This is a genomic window from Pseudomonas syringae CC1557 (assembly GCF_000452705.1).
Taxonomy (GTDB): Bacteria; Pseudomonadota; Gammaproteobacteria; order Pseudomonadales; family Pseudomonadaceae; genus Aquipseudomonas; species Aquipseudomonas syringae_F.
The window spans coordinates 4,836,251-4,855,981 of the sequence record NZ_CP007014.1 but is presented as its reverse complement, the minus strand read 5'-3'; the positions used below and the strand labels follow the sequence as shown (position 1 = coordinate 4,855,981).

Here is a 19,731-nt window from a genome sequence, read left to right as displayed (position 1 = left end):
GCATCATGGGCGCCTGACGAATGTCCAGGTGGTGATGACGCGGGTCGAGGGCTTCCTGCAACTGCGCGGGGTCGATGCGGATCTCTTCCACGCTTAGCTCGGCATGGCGCCAGACCACCTGAACCGGTTCATCGAGGTCCTCCCAAATTACGCTGGTGCGCAAGATGTCGTGGCGGGCAATCACCGTCTGCAAGGCCGCAGCGAGCTGATGCACGCGTTCCTGGCTGTCAAAGTTGAACAGTACCGTTCGCCGGTATGGATCATCCTCGGGGCCATCAGGTGGTGGTAAAGAATACCTTCCTGCAGCGGTGCCAAAGGGTAGACATCCTGTACGTTGCCTACGCCGCCGGGCACTTGGGCCACGATGCGGTCGATGGCGTCCTGAGTCAGGTCCACCAACGGCAGCATGTCCGGGGTAATCCGTTCGCAGTGCTCAGGAATCAGGTTGGCCGGCACCACGATTTCCATGCCGCCGCCCACGGCTGCGGCCAGCGCGGCCAGGGTTGGCTGGCTGAACAACACACGCACATCGGCGCTCATGTTCTGTTGGCGCATGCGTTCGATCAGCTTCACGGCCAACAGCGAGTGACCGCCGAGCTCGAAGAAGTGGTCATGACGACTCACTTGGTCGATGCCCAGCAGGTCTTGCCAGATATCGGCAATGGTCCGTTCGGCTACACCTTGCGGCGCCTGGTATTCACGGCTGACCAGGGCCTGTTGATCGGGAGCGGGCAGGGCCTTACGGTCCAGCTTGCCGTTGGGGGTCAACGGTAGAGACTCAAGACTGACATAGGCCGCAGGCACCATGTAATCCGGCAGTTGATTCAGCAAATGCTCGCGCAGTACGTCGAGGCTTACTTCCGAATCAGCGGTGAAGTAGGCCACCAGGCGCTTATCACCCGGCACATCATCGCGGGCCATGACTACTGCTTCTTTTACCGATTCATGTTTTGCAAGACAGGCTTCGATTTCACCCAGTTCGATACGGAAACCCCGGATCTTGACCTGATCATCGTTTCGGCCCAGATATTCGATATTGCCGTCTGCCAGCCAGCGGCCCAGATCGCCGGTTTTGTACATCCGGGCGTTCGGGTCCTTGCTGAACGGGTCACGCAGGAACCGCTCAGCGGTCAGGTCGTCGCGGTTCAGATAACCGCGAGCGACACCGGCACCACCGATGTAGATTTCTCCCGGAACACCCAGCGGGACGGGCTGCATCTGTTTATCCAGCAGGTAAAACTGAGTGTTGCCGACGGGTTTGCCGATGTGCGACGCAAAACCCTGTTCGCGGTCCATGGATACCCAACTCGAATACGTAGTGGTTTCCGACGGGCCATAGAGGTTGCACAGGCGTTTGACGTGGGTCTGCTGGAACAGGCTTTCCACCAGGCTGCGTTTCAGGGCTTCACCGGCGACGTTGACGGTGTGCACGCTTTCACTCAACCCCCCCGATTCCAGTAGCGCCTTGAGGGCTGAAGGTACGGTATTGATCAGCGTGACATCGTGGTCACCGTGCTGCAGTGCCAGCACATTAGTGACCACATCGACGCTGCCACCGGAGGTCAGTGGCGCGAAGCACTCGTAGACCGCGAGGTCGAAGTTCAGCGAGGTGGAGAACAGGGTTTTTGCCAGCACCGTCGAATCAAACGATTGATGCGCCCAGGTCAGGAAGTTCACGGTGTTGCGGTGTTCGATCATCACGCCTTTCGGCAGGCCGGTGGAGCCGGAGGTGTAGATTACGTAGGCCAAATGGGCCGGCGTCAGGTCCGGCACGTGCGGGTTCTGGACGGATTGCGCCTGCAAAGCGGTATCGTCCAGATTGATCAGCGGCACCGAAACATCCGTCAGCAGACCCAGCGTCGTGCGTTGTGCCAGAACCGCAGTCGGCGCGCTGTCCTGCAACATGTAGGCAATTCGGTCTGCAGGATAAGCCGGGTCCAGCGGCACATACCCGCCGCCGGCTTTCAAAATGGCCAGCAGACCAATGACCATCGATTCACTACGTTCGACGCAGATGGCGACACGAGAATCCGGTTTGACCCCGATATCACGCAAGTGATGCGCCAACTGGTTGGCCCGGTTATTCAGCTCGCGATAACTCAGGCGGACATCACCATGCACCACGGCGACCGCCTGCGGTGTGCGCTCGACCTGGGCTTCGAACAGCCCATGAATGGTCTGCTCCAGTGGGTAATCCAGCGCGGTGGCATTGAACTCTACAATCAGTTGATGGCGTTCCTGTTCCGGCAGGATCGACAGGCTGTGCAAGAGAGCCTGAGGTGCATGCTCAAGTGCTTCCACCAGGCTTTCCAGGGCCGCTTGCATATAGGCGCAGACCCTTTGCGCGTCTGCCTGCCCGGCAACCAGAGCAGTGAGTTTAAAGCCATCGCCCAAGTCATCGACGTTCAGGGTCAGTGGGTAGTTGGTGCGTTCTTCCCCACCCAGCACTTCAATACCGTGCCAGGCGTAGAGCGCTTCTGCCGAGGCGGTGCCAGCCGCGCCATGCCGGTAGTTGAGCAAGGCACTGAATAACGGCGCCGGCGCAGCGACACCGCTGCAGCGTTGCGCCAGAGCCAGCGAGGCATGCTCATGCTCAAGCAGTGCCGAGAGTTGTGCATGAGTGGCTTGAACGCTTGCCTGAGCCCCCTGATGACCCACATTAATACGCATGGGCAATGTGTTGATGAACATCCCCAGGGCACGGTCAGCACCTTCTCCGCTATTCATGCGGCCCATCAGTACGGTGCCGAAAACCACATCGTCCTTGCCAGAAATCCGGCTCAGCACCTGTGCCCACGCCAGATGATGCAGGCAGGCTGCGCTGACGCCCAACTGCCGGGCCTGCACACGCAAGCGCTTGCTCAGGGACGAATCCAGCGGCAGATGAGCCTCTTTGACACCGCTGCCGTCGCCTTGTACATCGTGCAGATCAAACGGCAGGGTGGGTTCATCGATGTCGCCGAGCAGGTCGCGGAAGAAGGCTTCGTGGGCCTCGATGCTGACGCCCAGACGCGCCTGAGCCACGTAGTTGCGGTACGGCACCGAGGCGGGCAGGTGGTGTTCCTGGCCCAGCATGCAGGCTTCGACTTCACGGGAAATAACGGCCAGCGAGGTGACATCGTCGATCAGATGATGAAACCGCAGCATTGCTACCCAACGCTCGTTGTCAGGGTCCTGCGCGCACACCATGTGGATCAGCGGTGCCTGACGAATATCCAGGCGGTGCTGACGAGGATCGAAACGCTCGTATAACCGGCTGGCTATATCGCCGTCGGCCGACTCCAGCAGCACGGTATCGAGCGTCAGGCGCGCTTTGCGCCAGACCACCTGAACCGGTTCGTCGAGGCCTTCCCAGAGTACGCTGGTGCGCAAGATGTCGTGGCGAGCAATCACCGTCTGCAAGGCCGCAGTGAAATGTTGTGCGCGTTCCAGGCTGTCAAAACCGAACAGAGCATATTGCAGGTACGGATCCCCCTCGGCGGCCATCAGGTGGTGGTAAAGGATGCCTTCCTGCAGCGGTGCCAACGGATAGATATCCTGTACGTTGGCCACACCTCCCTGCACCGTGGCCACGATGTGGTCGATGGCGTCCTGAGTCAGATCCGTCAATGGCAGCATGTCCGGCGTGATTTTCAGGCAACCGGGCTCAATGAGATTGGCCGGCACCACCACTCCCGTGCCACCCGCTGCTGCTGCCAGCGCCATCAGAGTTGGCTGGCTGAACAGCACCCGCACGTCGGCACGCAGGCCAATCTGACGCATGCGTTCGATGAGGCTGACCGCCAGCAGCGAATGTCCGCCCAGTTCAAAGAAATGGTCATGGCGACCTACCCGCTCCAGCCCCAGCAACGCCTGCCAGATCTCCGCCAGCGCATGTTCGATTTCACCTACCGGCGCCTCGTAACCACGACTGGCATAAGCGTCGTCCTCCGGCGCTGGCAATGCCCGTCGATCCAGCTTGCCGTTCGGCGTTAGCGGGAAACGCGCCAGTTTTACAAAGGCACTCGGGATCATGTACTCCGCCAGCCCTTGCGACAGTTGCTCGCGCAACTGTGCCGCCGACAACACGGCACCTTCCTGCGCTGTCAGGTACGCCACCAGGCGTTTGTCTCCGGGACGGTGCTCGCGCGCCAGTACCACCGCCTCCCTGACCCCGTGGCAACCCGCAAGCTGCGACTCGATCTCGCCCAGTTCGATACGGTAGCCCCGGAGCTTGACCTGATCGTCGTTACGCCCCAGGTACTCGATATTACCGTCCGCCAGCCAGCGCCCCAGATCCCCGCTCCTGTACATCCGCGCCGCCGGCTCGGCACTGAACGGATCCTCCAGGAAACGCTCCGCCGTCAATTCCGGCCGATTGAGATAACCACGGGCAACCCCGATACCGCCGATATGGATCTCGCCGCTGACCCCGATGGGTACCGGCTGGCCGTGCGCATCCAACAGGTAAATCTGTGTATTCGCTATCGGACGGCCGATCGGAACGATACCGATATCCTGCTCTGCCACGTAATGCCATGCAGTGACGTCAATGGCTGCTTCGGTGGGCCCGTACAGATTGTGCAACTCGCTTTTCGGGAAATGTGCCTGGCCTTGCAATTGCAAAGCATGCGGCAGCGCTTCACCACTGCAAAGTACTCGCTTGAGCGTCGAACACCGCCCTGCTGGCGTCTGATTGACAAAGGCCTGCAGCATGGAAGGAACAAAGTGCAGCATGCTGATGCTTCGGCGCTCGATCACCTCCATCAGGTAGTGAGGGTCTTGATGCCCGCCGGCGCGGGCCATGACCAGTTGTGCCCCGGCCAGCAGAGGCAGGAAGATCTCCCAGACCGATACATCGAAGCCGAAGGGAGTCTTCTGCAAGACACGATCATCGGCTCCGATCCGGTATTCGCTCTGCGCCCACCACAATCGGTTGACGACGCCGTCATGCTGGTTGGCCACGCCTTTGGGTTTACCAGTGGAACCCGAGGTATAGATCACATAGACCAGGTGCTGCGGCGTGATGGCCGGCACTACGGGATTATGTTCAGCCTCAACCTCCCAGTCGTCACCTTGCAGATCGAGCGTCGGTACCGCCAACTCGCCCAGTAACGTCCGGGTCTCGCCCTGCACCAGCACCGTCACCGGCGTGCTGTCCTCCAACATGTAGTGCAACCGCTCCGACGGATACCCAGGATCCAGCGGCACATACGCACCGCCCGCCTTCAGAATACCCAGCAAGCCCACCACCATTTCCAGGCTGCGCTGCGCACAGATCGCAACCCGATCATCCGGCTGGACACCCAGGCCGATCAGATAATGTGCCAGTCGATTCGCCCGGGCATTGAGTTCGCCATAGGTCAGGCTTCCGGTTTCATCGGCCACCGCCAGGGCATCCGGCCGTCGTGCCACCTGCTCCTCGAACAGTTGATGAAGCAACTTGTCCGCCGGGTAGGCCACTGCCGTATCGTTGAACGACTCCAACACCTGCCGACGTTGCTCGCACGACAGCAGCGGCAGTTCTCCGACCGATTGCTGGTCATCCGCCACCATGCCTTCCAGAAGCACCTGCAAGTGCCCCGCCATCCGCTCGATCGTCGCACGTTCGAACAGATCGCTCGCATATTCCAGAGAGCCCATCAACCCGCCATCCGCTTCGACCAGCGAAAGCGACAGATCGAACTGGGCCGTCGTGTGCGGCGCTTGCAGCGGCTCCAGGCTCAGCTCCGGCAGGCTGAGTTCGCTGCCGCCCGGCGTGTTGTTCAGCGCCAGCATGACCTGGAAGATCGGGCTATGAGCCAGGCTGCGCGGGGGCTGCAGCGCCTCCACCACCTGCTCGAACGGCAGGTCCTGATGCGCATGTGCCGCCAGCATGATCGCCTTGACCTGCTCCAGCAGCGCCGTCACGCTCAGGCTCCCTTCCGGCCTGATCCGCAGCGCCAGTGTGTTGACGAAGAAGCCAATCAGCGACTCCAGTTCGCTGCGCGGACGATTTGCCACCGGCGTGCCGATCACCACATCGTCCTGCCCGCTGAACCGGCTCAACAGACTCGACCAGCCCACCAGCAAAGTCATGAACAGCGTTGCACCGTGACGCTGGCCCAACTGCCGCAACCCTGCCGTCAAAGCCGGACTCAGGGCCAGGCTCACACGCCCCCCGGCATAACTGCGCAACGGTGGGCGGCGGTGGTCGCTTGGCAGCTCCAGCAAGGCCGGTGCTCCGCTCAGGTGTTGCCGCCAGAAGTCGACCTGCGTGTGCAGGTTTTCGCCCTGCAACCATTGCCGCTGCCACGCGGCGTAGTCGACATACTGGAAGGCCAGTGCCGGCAGAGGGTCGGCCAGCCCTTGGCTGAAGGCACGGTACAACGTCCCGATTTCTTGCAGCAGAACGCCCGTTGACCAACCGTCCGAAACGATATGGTGCTGCGTCACCAGCAGGATGTGCTCCGTCTCCGACAGTTGCACAAGCCGCCCGCGAACCAGCGGACCGCTCGACAAGTCGAATGGCGCCACCGCCTCCTCGCGAGCGAGCCGCTCCACGGCCTCGTGTTGTGTCTCGTGTTGCGCCGCGCTGTCCAGAGCGCGCAGGTCATGAGTGGCCAGGGCGAAACCCTGGGTCGCCGGCGCGATCACCTGGATCGCCTGGCCCTCGTGCAAGGCAAAATGGGTGCGCAGGGTTTCGTGGCGCGCCACGATCCGGTCCAGCGTGGCCTGCAAGGCCTCGCTGTCCAATCGGCCGCGCAAGCGCAGTCCCGCCGGGATGTGATAGGCGGCTCCCGCCGCACGGTCCAGTTGATCGAGGAACCACAAGCGCTGTTGCGCCCACGACAGCGGCAATGGCAGATCGCGATCCACTGGCGTCAACGGCGTCTGCGCAGTGAGCCGGGCGCTCGCCACCTGACGTGCCTGACCTTGCAGCGTCGGCTCGGCAAACACATCCCGCAGTGCCACTTCGACCTCGAAGCGCTGACGCAGACGCGAAACCAGTTGCACCGCCAGTAACGAATGCCCTCCCAGTTCAAAGAAGTGATCGTGGCGACCTACACGATCCAGCCCCAGCAACGCCTGCCAGATATCCGCTAGCGCATGTTCGATTTCACCTACCGGCGGCTCGTAACCACGACTGGCATAAGCGTCGTCCTCCGGCTCCGGCAATGCCCGTCGATCCAGCTTGCCATTCGGCGTTAGCGGGAAACGCGCCAGCGTTACGAAGGCGCTCGGAATCATGTATTCCGCCAGCCTTTGCGACAGTTGCTCGCGCAACTGCGGCGCCGACAACACGGCACCTTCCCGCGCCGTCAGGTACGCCACCAGGCGTTTGTCGCCGGGACGGTGCTCGCGCACCAGCACCACAGCCTCCCTGACTCCGGGGCACTCAGACAGTTGCGACTCGATCTCGCCCAGTTCGATACGGAAGCCACGGAGCTTGACCTGATCGTCGTTGCGCCCCAGGTACTCGATATTGCCGTCCGCCTGCTGGCGTACCAGATCGCCGCTGCGATACAGGCGATCACCGTTAACGAAGGGGCTGTCGATGAAGCGCTCGGCCTGCTGGTGCGGCAGGTTCAGGTAGCCGCGGGTGACACCGGCACCGCCTATGTGCAGTTGACCGATCACGCCCAGCGGAACGCGCTGGTCATGCGTATCCAGCACGTAAAGTCGCGTATTGCCGATCGGACGACCGATCGGCAGCGTGGCTTCTGGCACCGGCATGTGCGGCTCCAGTGTCCAGGAACTGCAATCCACAGTGGTTTCCGTCGGTCCGTAAACGTTGTGTAAACGTGCCCATGGCAGGCGCTGGCGGACCTGCCTGGCCAGCGCGACCGTCAGCTCACCGCCGCCGCACACGATATCGGTCAGGCTGAGGCACTGGCTGCTGTCCGGCAGATCGAGGAATTGCTGGAGCAGCACCGGTACGAACTGCACCACACTGACTTGCCGCTCACGAATCAGCCGAGCCAGATAGGCTGGATCATGTTGCCCGTCGGGACGCGCCAGTACCAATGGCAGACCACTGCACAGCGGCCAGAAGATTTCCCACACCGAGGCGTCGAAACTGATCGATGTCTTGTGCAACAGCGCGCCGTGTTGCGCTGTCGGACAAAGTAGCGAGCCCCACTGCACCAGATTCACGACGTTTCGATGTTCGACCTGGACGCCCTTGGGCAGACCGGTGGAGCCGGAGGTGTAGATTACGTAGGCCAGATGGGCCGGGGTCAGGCCCGGCACGTGCGGATTCTGGACGGATTGCGCCTGCAAAGCGACGTCGTCCAGATTGATGACAGGCAGCGAGCCGAGCGTCAGCACATCCGCAGTCGCGGCCTGCACCAGCACTGCGGCCGGTGTGCTGTCCAGCAGCATATAGGCCAAGCGTTCAGCGGGGTAGGCTGGGTCCAGCGGCACATAACCGGCTCCGGCCTTGAGGATCGCCAGCAGGCCTACGATCATCTGTGGCCCACGTTCGACGCAGATCGCCACCCGATCATCCGGGCCGATGCCCAGTTCGATCAACTGGTGCGCCAGTTTGTTGGCCCGGTTATTCAGCTCGCGATAACTCAGGCGGAGATCGCCATGCACCAGAGCGACTGCTTGCGGCGTACGCTCTACCTGAACTTCGAACAGCCCATGAATCGTCTGCTCCAGCGGGTAATCCAACGCAGTGGCGTTGAAGTCCACCAGTAGTGTCTGCAATTCATCCTGCGGCAGGATTGGCAACGTGTTGAGCGGTGATGACGGAGCGTCTGCCAATGCATTGACCAAACTTTCCAACGCTGTTTGCACGTAGCCTGCGATCCGTTCAGCCCCGATGTCGATCGGGCAGGTGAGGGTCAAGGCAAAACCCTGGCCCTGATCATCCACGCTTAAGGCCAGAGGGTAGTTGGTGCGTTCCGTGCCTTTCAACCGCTCGATATCGAGCCAGGCCCCCAGTCCCTTGGCATTACTTGATGCGTCGCTGTGGCGGTAGTTGAGTAAGGCGCTGAACAACGGAGTCGGCGTCGGCACCCCGCTGCAGCGCTGAGCCAGTACCAGTGACGCATGTTCATGGCCGAGCAACGCGGTCAGACGGGCGTGGGTCTGCTTCACGCCGTTGCGTACGCCCTGGTTGCCCAGCTCAACCCGCAACGGCAGGGTGTTGATGAACATCCCCAACGAGCGGTCGGCGCCGTCGCCACCTTGCATCCGTCCCATCAATACTGTGCCGAAGACCACCTCATCCTTGCCGGTGACTTTGCCCAGTACCTGAGCCCAGGCCAGGTGGTACAGGCTGGCCGCACTGACGCCCAGACTCTGTGCCTGCTGGCGCAAACGGCGGGCCAGGTCAGGCTCGACCTCTTGGCGCACTTCTTCGAGTTCGCTGCCATCGCCCTGCACATCGCGCAGGTCGAACGGCAGGGTGGGCTCGTCGATGTCGCCGAGCAGGTTACGGAAGAACGCTTCGTGGGCTTCGAGACTGACGCCCAGACGCGCCTGCGCCACGTAGTTGCGGTACGGCACCGAGACCGGCAACAGGTGTTCCTGACCCTGCATGCAGGCTTCGATCTCATGCGCCAGCACGGGGAGCGACGTGGCGTCGTTGATCAGGTGATGGAACACCAGCAGTGCTGCCCAGCGGTCATTGACTGAGTCATGGGCATAGGCGATGCGCATCATGGGCGCCTGGCGGATGTCCAAGGGGTGGTGACGCGGGTCGAGGGCTTCCTGCAACTGCGCGGCGGGATCAGTTGCCTCGGAATCGATGCGGATCTCTTGCACGCTCATCTCGGCGTGGCGCCAGACCACCTGAACCGGTTCGTCGAGGTCTTCCCAACGTACGCTGGTGCGCAAAATGTCGTGGCGGGCAATTACCGTTTGCAAGGCCACCGCAAACTGTTGCACGCGTATCTGGCTGTCAAAGTTGAACAGCACCGTTCGCCGGTACGGATCATTCTCGGAGGCCATCAGGTGGTGATAAAAAATGCCTTCCTGCAGCGGTGCCAAGGCATAGATATCCTGCACATTGGCTACACCACCCGGCACATGGGCCACGATCTGGTCGATTGACGCCTGATTCAGGTCTACCAATGGCAGCATGTTCGGAGTGATGTGTTCGCACTCCTCAGGAATCAGGTTGGTCGGCACCACGATTTCCGTGCCACCGCCCACGGCTGCGGCCAGCGCTGCAAGGGTTGGCTGGGTGAACAGCACGCGTACGTCGGCACTCAGGCCGACCTGGCGCATGCGTTCGATCAGCTTCACGGCGAGCAGCGAGTGGCCGCCGAGCTCGAAGAAGTGGTCATGACGACCGACCTGATCGATGCCCAACAGGTCTTGCCATATCTCGGCAATGGCCCGTTCGGTAGCCCCTTGCGGCGCTTGGTATTCGCGACTGATCACCGACGACAGATCCGGTGCGGGCAGGGCCTTGCGGTCCAGTTTTCCGTTGGGGGTCAGCGGCAGAGACTCTAGACGGACGTAGGCGGCAGGCACCATGTAATCCGGCAGTTGCGCCTGCAAATGGGTACGCAGGGTTTCGATGTTCTGCGTTTCGTCCGACACCGGTGATGTGTAATAAGCCACCAGACGCTTGTCGCCAGGCACGTCTTCACGCGCGATGATCACGGCGTCCTTCACCGATTCATGCTTTGCCAGTAGCGCTTCGATCTCTCCCAGTTCGATACGGAAGCCGCGGATCTTGACCTGATCGTCGTTGCGTCCCAGATACTCGAGGCTGCCATCGGCCAGCCAACGCACCAGGTCGCCGGTGCGGTACAGCCGGGCGCCAGGCTGTTCGCTGAACGGGTTGATGAGGAAGCGTTGTTCATTCAGTTCGGGACGGTTCAGGTAGCCACGCGCAACCCCGGCGCCGCCGACATACAACTCGCCGGGCACGCCCAGAGGCACGGGCTCTCGCTGTGCATCGAGCACATAAAGCTGCAAATCCGGAATTCGCCGGCCAATCGGGCTGACACCTGTGCGCTCGGCATCTGCAGCCAGCAGTGGGTAATACGTCACGTGCACCGTGGTTTCGGTGATGCCGTACATGTTGACCAGTTGCGTCCCGGCGTTGGCCTGTCTGGCGTACCAGGGTTTGAGCATGGCCGTGTCCAGCGCTTCGCCACCGAAGATCACCTGACGCAACGAGTGCGACTGCTGGCTTTCGCCTTGCGCCGCGATCAGTTGACGGAAGGCACTTGGTGTCTGGCTGAGCACCGTGACGCCGGCGTCGCAGAGCAGTGCATAGCATTCCTGCGGCGAACGGCTGACCAGTTGCGGGACGATAAGCAGTTGAGCGCCATGAACCAGCGCGCCCCAGATTTCCCAGACCGAGAAGTCAAAGGCGAACGAATGGAACAGCGCCCAGACGTCATTGGCATTGAAGTCAAACCATGCGTCAGTGGCCGAGAACAGGCGCGCCACGTTGCGATGCTCGACCTGCACGCCTTTCGGCATACCGGTGGAGCCGGAGGTGTAGATCACGTAGGCCAGATGGGCCGGGGTCAGGCCAGGTACGTGCGGATTCTGGACGGATTGCATCTGCAAAGCCGTGTCGTCCAGATTGATAACAAGCAGCGAACCGAGCGACAGCACGTCCGCTGTCACGGCCTGCACCAGCACTGCGGCCGGTGAGCTGTCCTGCAGCAGATAGGCCAGACGTTCAGCGGGGTAGGCGGGGTCCAGCGGCACATAACCCGCGCCTGCCTTGAGGGTCGCCAGCAGGCCGACGATCATCGGCTCGCTGCGCTCGACGCAGATCGCCACCCGATTATCCGGGCCGATGCCCAGTTCGATCAACTGGTGCGCCAGCTGGTTGGCACGATTATTCAGCTCGCGATAACTCAGGCGGAGATCGCCATGCACCACAGCGACCGCTTGCGGCGTGCGCTCGACCTGCGCTTCGAACAGCCCATGAATGGTCTGCTCCAGTGGGTAATCCAGCGTGGTGGCATTGAAGTCGACAATGAGTTGATTGCGTTCCTGTTCCGGCAGGATCGACAGGCTGTTTAAAGGCGCCTGTGGTGCATGCTCAAGTGCTTCCACCAGGCTTTCCAGTGCCGTTTGCACGTAGCCAGCGATCCGTTCAGCCCCGATATCGATTGGGCAGGTGAGGGTAAAAGTAAAGCCCAGGCCCTCATCATCCACGTTCAGGGCCAGCGGGTAGTTGGTGCGTTCCGTGCCTTTTAATCGCTCGATATCGATCCAGTTACCCAGACCCTCGGCGGCACTGCTCGTTACGTCGGTGTGGCGATAGTTGAGCAAGGCGCTGAACAACGGAGTCGGCGCCGGCACCCCACTGCAACGCTGAGCCAACACGAGAGACGCATGTTCATGACCGAGCAATGCGGTCAGGTGGGCGTGGGTCTGCTTAACGCCGTTGCGTACGCCCTGGTTGCCCAGCTCGACCCGTAACGGCAGGGTGTTGATGAACATCCCCAACGAGCGGTCGGCGCCGTCGCCACCCTGCATCCGTCCCATCAGTACGGTGCCGAAGACCACCTCATCCTTGCCGGTGACTTTGCCCAATACCTGAGCCCAGGCCATGTGATACAGGCTGGCCGTACTCACACCGCATAGCCGGGCCTGCTTGCGCAGGCGCTGGCTCAATGTGTCATCAATACGGTGCTGCACTTCTTCGATTACGCTGCCATCGCCTTGCACATCGTGCAGGTCAAACGGCAGGGTGGGCTCGTCGATGTCGCCGAGCAGGTCGCAGAAGAAGGCTTCGTGGGCTTCGAGACTGACGCCCAATCGCGCCTGCGCCACGTAGTTGCGGTACGGCACCGAGGCGGGCAACAGGTGTTCCTGACCCTGCATGCAGGCTTCAATTTCATGGGCCAGTACGGGGAGCGAGGTGGCGTCGTTGATCAGGTGATGGAACACCAGCAGCGCTGCCCAGCGGTTGTTGACCGGATCATGGGCATAGGCAATGCGCATCATGGGCGCCTCGCGGATGTCCAAGTGGTGGTGATGCGGGTCGAGGACTTCCTGCAACTGCGCGGTGATATTTGGGGCTGCTGGGTCGATGCGGATCTCTTCCACGCTCAACTCGGCATGGCGCCACACCACCTGGACTGGTTCGTCGAGGTCTTCCCACAGTACGCTGGTGCGCAAGATGTCGTGGCGGTCAATCACCGCCTGCAAGGCTTCCGCGAACTTTTGCACGCGTTGCTGGCTGTCAAAGTTGAACAGCGCTGTTCGCCGGTACGGATCATCCTCGGGGGCCATCAGATGATGGTAAAGAATGCCTTCCTGCAGCGGTGCCAACGGATAGATATCCTGCACGTTGGTCCCGCCGCCCGGCACACGAGCCACGATCTGGTCGATGGACGCCTGATTCAGGTCTACCAATGGCAGCATATCCGGGGTGATGTGTTTGCAGTGCTCAGGAATCAGGTTGGCCGGTACGACGACTTGCGTGCCGCCGTCCACGGCAGCGGCCAGCGCGGCCAGGGTTGGCTGGCTGAACAGCACACGCACGTCGGCACTCAGGCCAATCTGACGCATGCGTTCGATCAGTTTTACGGCGAGCAGCGAGTGACCACCCAGTTCGAAGAAGTGGTCATTGCGACCGACCTGATCAATGCCCAATAGGTCTTGCCAGAGATCGGCGATGGCGATCTCGATGCCACCGACGGGAGCCTCGTATCCATGGCTGATCACCGATGACTGGTCGGGAGCGGGCAGGGCCTTGCGGTCCAGCTTTCCGTTGGGGGTCAGCGGCAGTTTTTCCAATTGCACATAGGCGGTCGGGACCATGTAGTCCGGCAGTTGCCCCAGTAAGTACTCGCGCAGTATGTCGAGGCTCACTTCCGAATCAGCGGTGAAGTAGGCCACCAGGCGCTTATCACCCGGCACATCATCGCGGGCCATGACTACTGCTTCTTTTACCGATTCATGTTTTGCAAGACAGGCTTCGATTTCACCCAGTTCGATACGGAAACCACGGATCTTGACCTGATCATCGTTTCGGCCCAGATATTCGATATTGCCGTCTGCCAGCCAGCGGCCCAGATCGCCGGTTTTGTACATCCGGGCGTTCGGGTCCTTGCTGAACGGGTCACGCAGGAACCGCTCAGCGGTCAGGTCGTCGCGGTTCAGATAACCGCGAGCGACACCGGCACCACCGATGTAGATTTCTCCCGGAACACCCAGCGGGACGGGCTGCATCTGTTTATCCAGCAGGTAAAACTGAGTGTTGCCGACGGGTTTGCCGATGTGCGACGCAAAACCCTGTTCGCGGTCCATGGATACCCAACTCGAATACGTAGTGGTTTCCGACGGGCCATAGAGGTTGCACAGGCGTTTGACGTGGGTCTGCTGGAACAGGCTTTCCACCAGGCTGCGTTTCAGGGCTTCACCGGCGACGTTGACGGTGTGCACGCTTTCACTTAACCCCCCCGATTCGAGCAGCGCCTTGAGGGCTGAAGGTACGGTATTGATCAGCGTGACATCGTGGTCACCCTGCTGCATTGCCAGCACATTAGTGACCACATCGACGCTGCCACCGGAGGTCAGTGGCGCGAAGCACTCGTAGACCGCGAGGTCGAAGTTCAGCGAGGTGGAGAACAGGGTTTTTGCCAGCACCGTCGAATCAAACGATTGATGCGCCCAGGTCAGGAAGTTCACGGTGTTGCGGTGTTCGATCATCACGCCTTTCGGCAGGCCGGTGGAGCCGGAGGTGTAGATTACGTAGGCCAAATGGGCCGGCGTCAGGTCCGGCACGTGCGGGTTCTGGACGGATTGCGCCTGCAAAGCGGTATCGTCCAGATTGATCAGCGGCACCGAAACATCCGTCAGCAGACCCAGCGTCGTGCGTTGTGCCAGAACCGCAGTCGGCGCGCTGTCCTGCAACATGTAGGCAATTCGGTCTGCAGGATAAGTCGGATCCAGCGGCACATACCCGCCGCCGGCTTTCAAAATGGCCAGCAGACCAATGACCATCGATTCACTACGTTCGACACAGATGGCGACACGAGAATCCGGTTTGACCCCGATATCACGCAAGTGATGCGCCAGTTGGTTGGCCCGGTTATTCAGCTCGCGATAGCTCAGGCGAACATCACCATGCACCACGGCGACCGCTTGCGGTGTGCGCTCGACCTGGGCTTCGAACAAGCCATGAATGGTCTGCTCCAGTGGGTAATCCAGCGCGGTGGCATTGAACTCTACAATCAGTTGATGGCGTTCCTGTTCCGGCAGGATTGACAGGCTGTGCAAGGGCGCCTGAGGTGCATGTTCAAGTGCTTCCACCAGGCTTTGCAGAGCCGCTTGCATGTAGTTGCAGACACGCTGCGCGCCGATGTCGACAACGGTCTGGGCGTTGAGTATGAAGCCCTCACCCAGATCGTCCACGTTCAGGGTCAATGGGTAGTTGGTGCGTTCCTGCCCACTTAGCATTTGAATGCCGGCCCATGCGGCATCGGCTTCCGGACTCAATGCTTCGCTACCGCTGTGTCGGTAGTTGAGCAGGGCGCTGAACAACGGCAGATCGCCAGGTACGCCGCTGCAACGTTGTGCCAGTGCCAGCGAGGCATGCTCATGCTTCAGCAGGGCCGACAGCTGCGCATGAGTGGCTTTGACGCTGACTTGAGCCCCCCGATGGCCTACGTCGATGCGCATCGGCAAGGTGTTGATGAACATGCCCAGCGCGCGGTCTGTCCCCGCGCTGCCGCTCATGCGGCCCATCAGGACCGTACCGAAAACTACGGTATCCTTGCCGGTGACTTTGCTCAGTACCTGAGCCCAGGCCAGGTGCACCAGACTGGCCGCACTCACCCCGGCTTGTCGGGCCTGCTTACGCAGGCGCTGGCTCAACGTGTAATCGATACGGTGATGCACTTCTTCGATTAAGCTGCCGTCGCCTTGTACATCGTGCAGGTTGAACGGCAGAGTGGGCTCGTCTATATCGCCAAGCAGGTCGCGGAAAAAGGCTTCGTGGGATTCGAGACTGACGCCCAGACGGGCCTGAGCGACGTAGTTGCGGTAAGGCGCCGAGGCAGGCAATTCATGGCCTTCACCCCGCATCAGGGCCTGTATTTCGTCACGCATCACATCCAGGGCCGTGTGGTCGAGCACCAGGTGATGACACAGCAGCAACGAGACGATTCGTTTTTGGGGGGCATCGTAGGCACTGACCAGCCGCATCAACGGTGCCTGCCCCAGCTCCAGGCGATAGTGCCGAGGGTCGTACCGATCCTGCAGTTGCGTGGAGATATCGCCCTGCGCCGGGTCGAGGTCGAGGGTTTCCATGCCCAGGGAAGCCTGACGCCAGACCACTTGCACCGACTCGTCCAGTCCTTCCCAAAACAGCGAGGTGCGGAGGATATCGTGGCGTTGAATCAACTGTTGCAGTGCTTGGCTGAATGCGTCCAGACGGGCTTGATCCTGAAAAGCGAAAACCGATTTCAGCACATACGGATCGCCGCGCTCCGCAGAAAGATGGTGGTAAAGAATGCCTTCCTGCAGGGGTGCCAAGGCATAGATGTCCTGCACATTGGCTGCACCACCCGGCACACGTGCCACGATCTGGTCGATGGACGCCTGCGTCAGGTCCACCAACGGCAGCATGTCCGGAGTGATGTGTTCGCAGTCCTCAGGGATCAGGTTGGCCGGTACGACGACTTCCGTGCCGCCGCCCACGGCAGCGGCCAGCGCGGCCAGGGTTGGCTGGCTGAACAGTACGCGCACGTCAGCACTCAGGCCGATCTGGCGCATGCGCTCGATCAGCTTCACGGCGAGCAGCGAGTGGCCGCCAAGCTCGAAGAAGTGGTCATGCCGACCGACCTGATCGAGACCCAGCAGGTCTTGCCATATCTCGGCAATGGCCCGTTCTTTAGCCCCTTGCGGTGCCTGGTACTCACGACTGACCACCGATGACTGATCGGGAGCAGGCAGGGCGTTGCGGTCCAGTTTGCCGTTGGAGGTCAACGGCAGTTTTTCCAACTGCACATAGGCGGTCGGGACCATGTAGTCCGGCAGTTGCGCCAGTAAATAATCGTGCAGTACGTCGAGGCTCACTTCCGAATCGCCGATGAAGTAGGCCACCAGGCGCTGGTCGCCGGGAATGTCTTCACGGGCCATCGCCAAGGCGTCACGAACGGCCTCATGGGCTGCCAGTTTGGCTTCGATTTCACCCAGTTCTATACGTAAGCCGCGGATCTTGACCTGATCGTCGTTGCGGCCCAGGTACTCAAGGTTGCCGTCGTCCAGCCAGCGCACAAGGTCGCCGGTGCGATAAAGCCGGGCACCGGGTTGTTCGCTGAACGGGTTGGCGAGAAAGCGTTGTTCATTCAGCTCAGGACGATTCAGGTAGCCACGCGCAACACCGGCGCCGCCGACATACAACTCACCGGGCACGCCCAGAGGCACGGGCTCGCGCTGTGCATCGAGCACATAAAGCTGCAAATCCGGAATTCGCCGGCCAATCGGGCTGACACCTGTGCGCTCGGCATCTGCAGCCAGCAGTGGGTAATACGTCACGTGCACCGTGGTTTCGGTGATGCCGTACATGTTGACCAGTTGCGTTCCGGCGTTGGTTGGTCTGGCGTACCAGGGTTTGAGCATGGTCGTATCCAGCGCTTCACCACCAAAGATCACTTGGCGTAACGAGTGCGATTGCTGGTTTTCGCCTTGAGCGGCAATCAACTGCCGGAAGGCGGAAGGTGTCTGGTTCAACACCGTCACGCCTGCATCACACAACAAGGCATAGCATTCCTGCGGCGAACGGCTGACCAATTGCGGGACGATCAGCAGTTGAGCGCCGTGAACCAGCGCGCCCCAGATTTCCCAGACCGAGAAGTCAAAGGCGAATGAGTGGAACAGTGCCCAGACGTCATTGGCGTTGAAGCCAAACCACGCGTCGGTGGCCGAGAACAGCCGCGCCACGTTGCGATGTTCGACCTGCACGCCCTTGGGCAGGCCGGTGGAGCCGGAGGTGTAGATCACGTAGGCCAGATGCGAAGCGTTCAGGCCCGGTACGTGCGGATTCTGGACGGATTGCGTCTGCAAAGCCGTATCGTCCAGATTGATAACAGGCAGCGAGCCGAGCGGCAGCACGTCCGCTGTCGCGGCCTGCACCAGCACTGCGGCCGGTGAGCTGTCTTGCAGCAGATAGGCCAGACGTTCAGCGGGGTAGGCGGGGTCCAGCGGCACATAACCTGCGCCCGCCTTGAGAATCCCCAGCAATCCGATGATCATCTGTGGCCCACGTTCGACGCAAATGGCGACCCGATCATCCAGGCCAATGCCCTTTTCGATCAGGTGATGCGCCAACTGGTTGGCTTCACGATTCAGTTCGGCGTAAGTCAGTACCTTGCCGGTATGGTCGCTGACGGCGCAGGCGTCTGGTTGGCGTTCGGCCTGTCGCTCGAATCGGGTGTGAATGAGTTCGTCTTGTGGGTAAAGGTGTTCTGCAGCATTGAATGTCAGCAGCAGTTGTTGCTGTTCGGCCTTCGGCATGATCGGAAAGTGCCAAACCGCCGTGTCTTGCCATTCGATCACGTGGGTAAGCATTGAAAGAATACGCGTTTGAATCTTCTGCACTTCTTCGCGCGTGAAAAACGCCGTATTGAAGTTGAAGTCCAGATAAACGTCTTTGTCCGGGTGATAGTCACAGGTGGAAATCGCCAGTGGGAGGCGCTCATACCCGCTGTACTCGCGGAATATTTCGGTCGGGCTGTTCCCGAATACTGCATTTCCGTCGAGGCTTTCAAACGACAGTGACAGGTCAAACAGTTGCCGACGGCCCGCCTGGCTCAGTTTCAGTACCCTGTTAAGTTCTGCGATCGGAAAGCGTTGATGTCGGTAGCTGCGGCGCAAGCTGGCCGAAGTAGCCTGCATCAGTTGCAGAAACGAAGCCTCTGGGTCCACGTCGAGACGGACGGGGCTCAGGGAGGAAAACATGCCCGCCGTGTTCTTCTGGTAAGCCGTTGTCCTGTTGTGGACTGGCATGCCGATTACGATGGAGTCGACGCCGGTGGTACGGCAGAAGTACGTGCTGATGATGCTTATGAAAATATGCGCGAGTGACAGGTTCTTGCCACGTGCAAACTGCGCAAGTTCATTGAACAGCCGCCGGGGAATCTTCATCTGGCTCAGTGCGCTCGGCGCTACACGGTTGTCGGCAACTGCGACGCGTGGCTGTAGCAAAGGCGGCGGCAGCTCGGCATACAGCTCTGTCCAGAACGCCTTGTCACGTTCGAAGCGGGGCGATTCTGTATAGGCTTGATCCTCTGCGATAAACGAGAGGTATGCATTTCCCTGAGGAGGGTTTTGATCATCACGCAGCAAGCCGTTGTAAGCATCTGCGACAGCTTGAAGAAGCAAATTGACCGTGATGCCATCACATATCAGGTGATGGTAGCGGTGCAGGCAGTAATAGCGGTTTGGCCCGCAGCGCACGAGCCGGGCCTCCCAAAGCACTTCACCCACCAGGTTGAATGGCTGACGAAAAACATCGTGCAGGTACGCCTTTACATGCTGCTCTGAAGCCTGTTCACCAGAGAACTCGACAACGCTTAACTGCGATTTGACGTAAGGCAACACACGCTGACGTACATTGCCGCCTTGCACACTGAGCACCAGGCGCAAGGAGTCATGGCGATCCACGACCAGTTGGAACGCTTTCTCGAAAAGCGGAACATCCAGTTCCCCTTTGATTTCAAGGATCATGCCGATGTTGTAGTAGGGCAGTTCAGGGTTCGCGATTTGGTCAAACCAAATGCCTTGCTGAGGAGAGGTGAGTTCGAAGTCCTGACATTCATTGTCGAACAT

Annotated in this window: 2 protein-coding genes (1 of these 2 running past the window's edge); both read right to left on the bottom strand. The window is 60.6% G+C overall.

All coding sequences use genetic code 11. The features are described 5' to 3' along the window. On the bottom strand, positions 1-214 hold the 5' end (the start) of the coding sequence (locus N018_RS28185) for a non-ribosomal peptide synthetase (RefSeq protein ID WP_051476184.1). It extends 10,010 nt beyond the left edge of the window; only the first 214 of its 10,224 coding nucleotides appear in the window; it begins with the start codon at positions 212-214; its stop codon lies off the left edge, out of view. Continuing rightward, entirely contained in the window at positions 181-19,731 is a 19,551-nt protein-coding gene (locus N018_RS28315; protein ID WP_438826902.1) for a non-ribosomal peptide synthase/polyketide synthase, read from the bottom strand. Before N018_RS28315 ends, N018_RS28185 begins: the two co-directional genes overlap by 34 nt.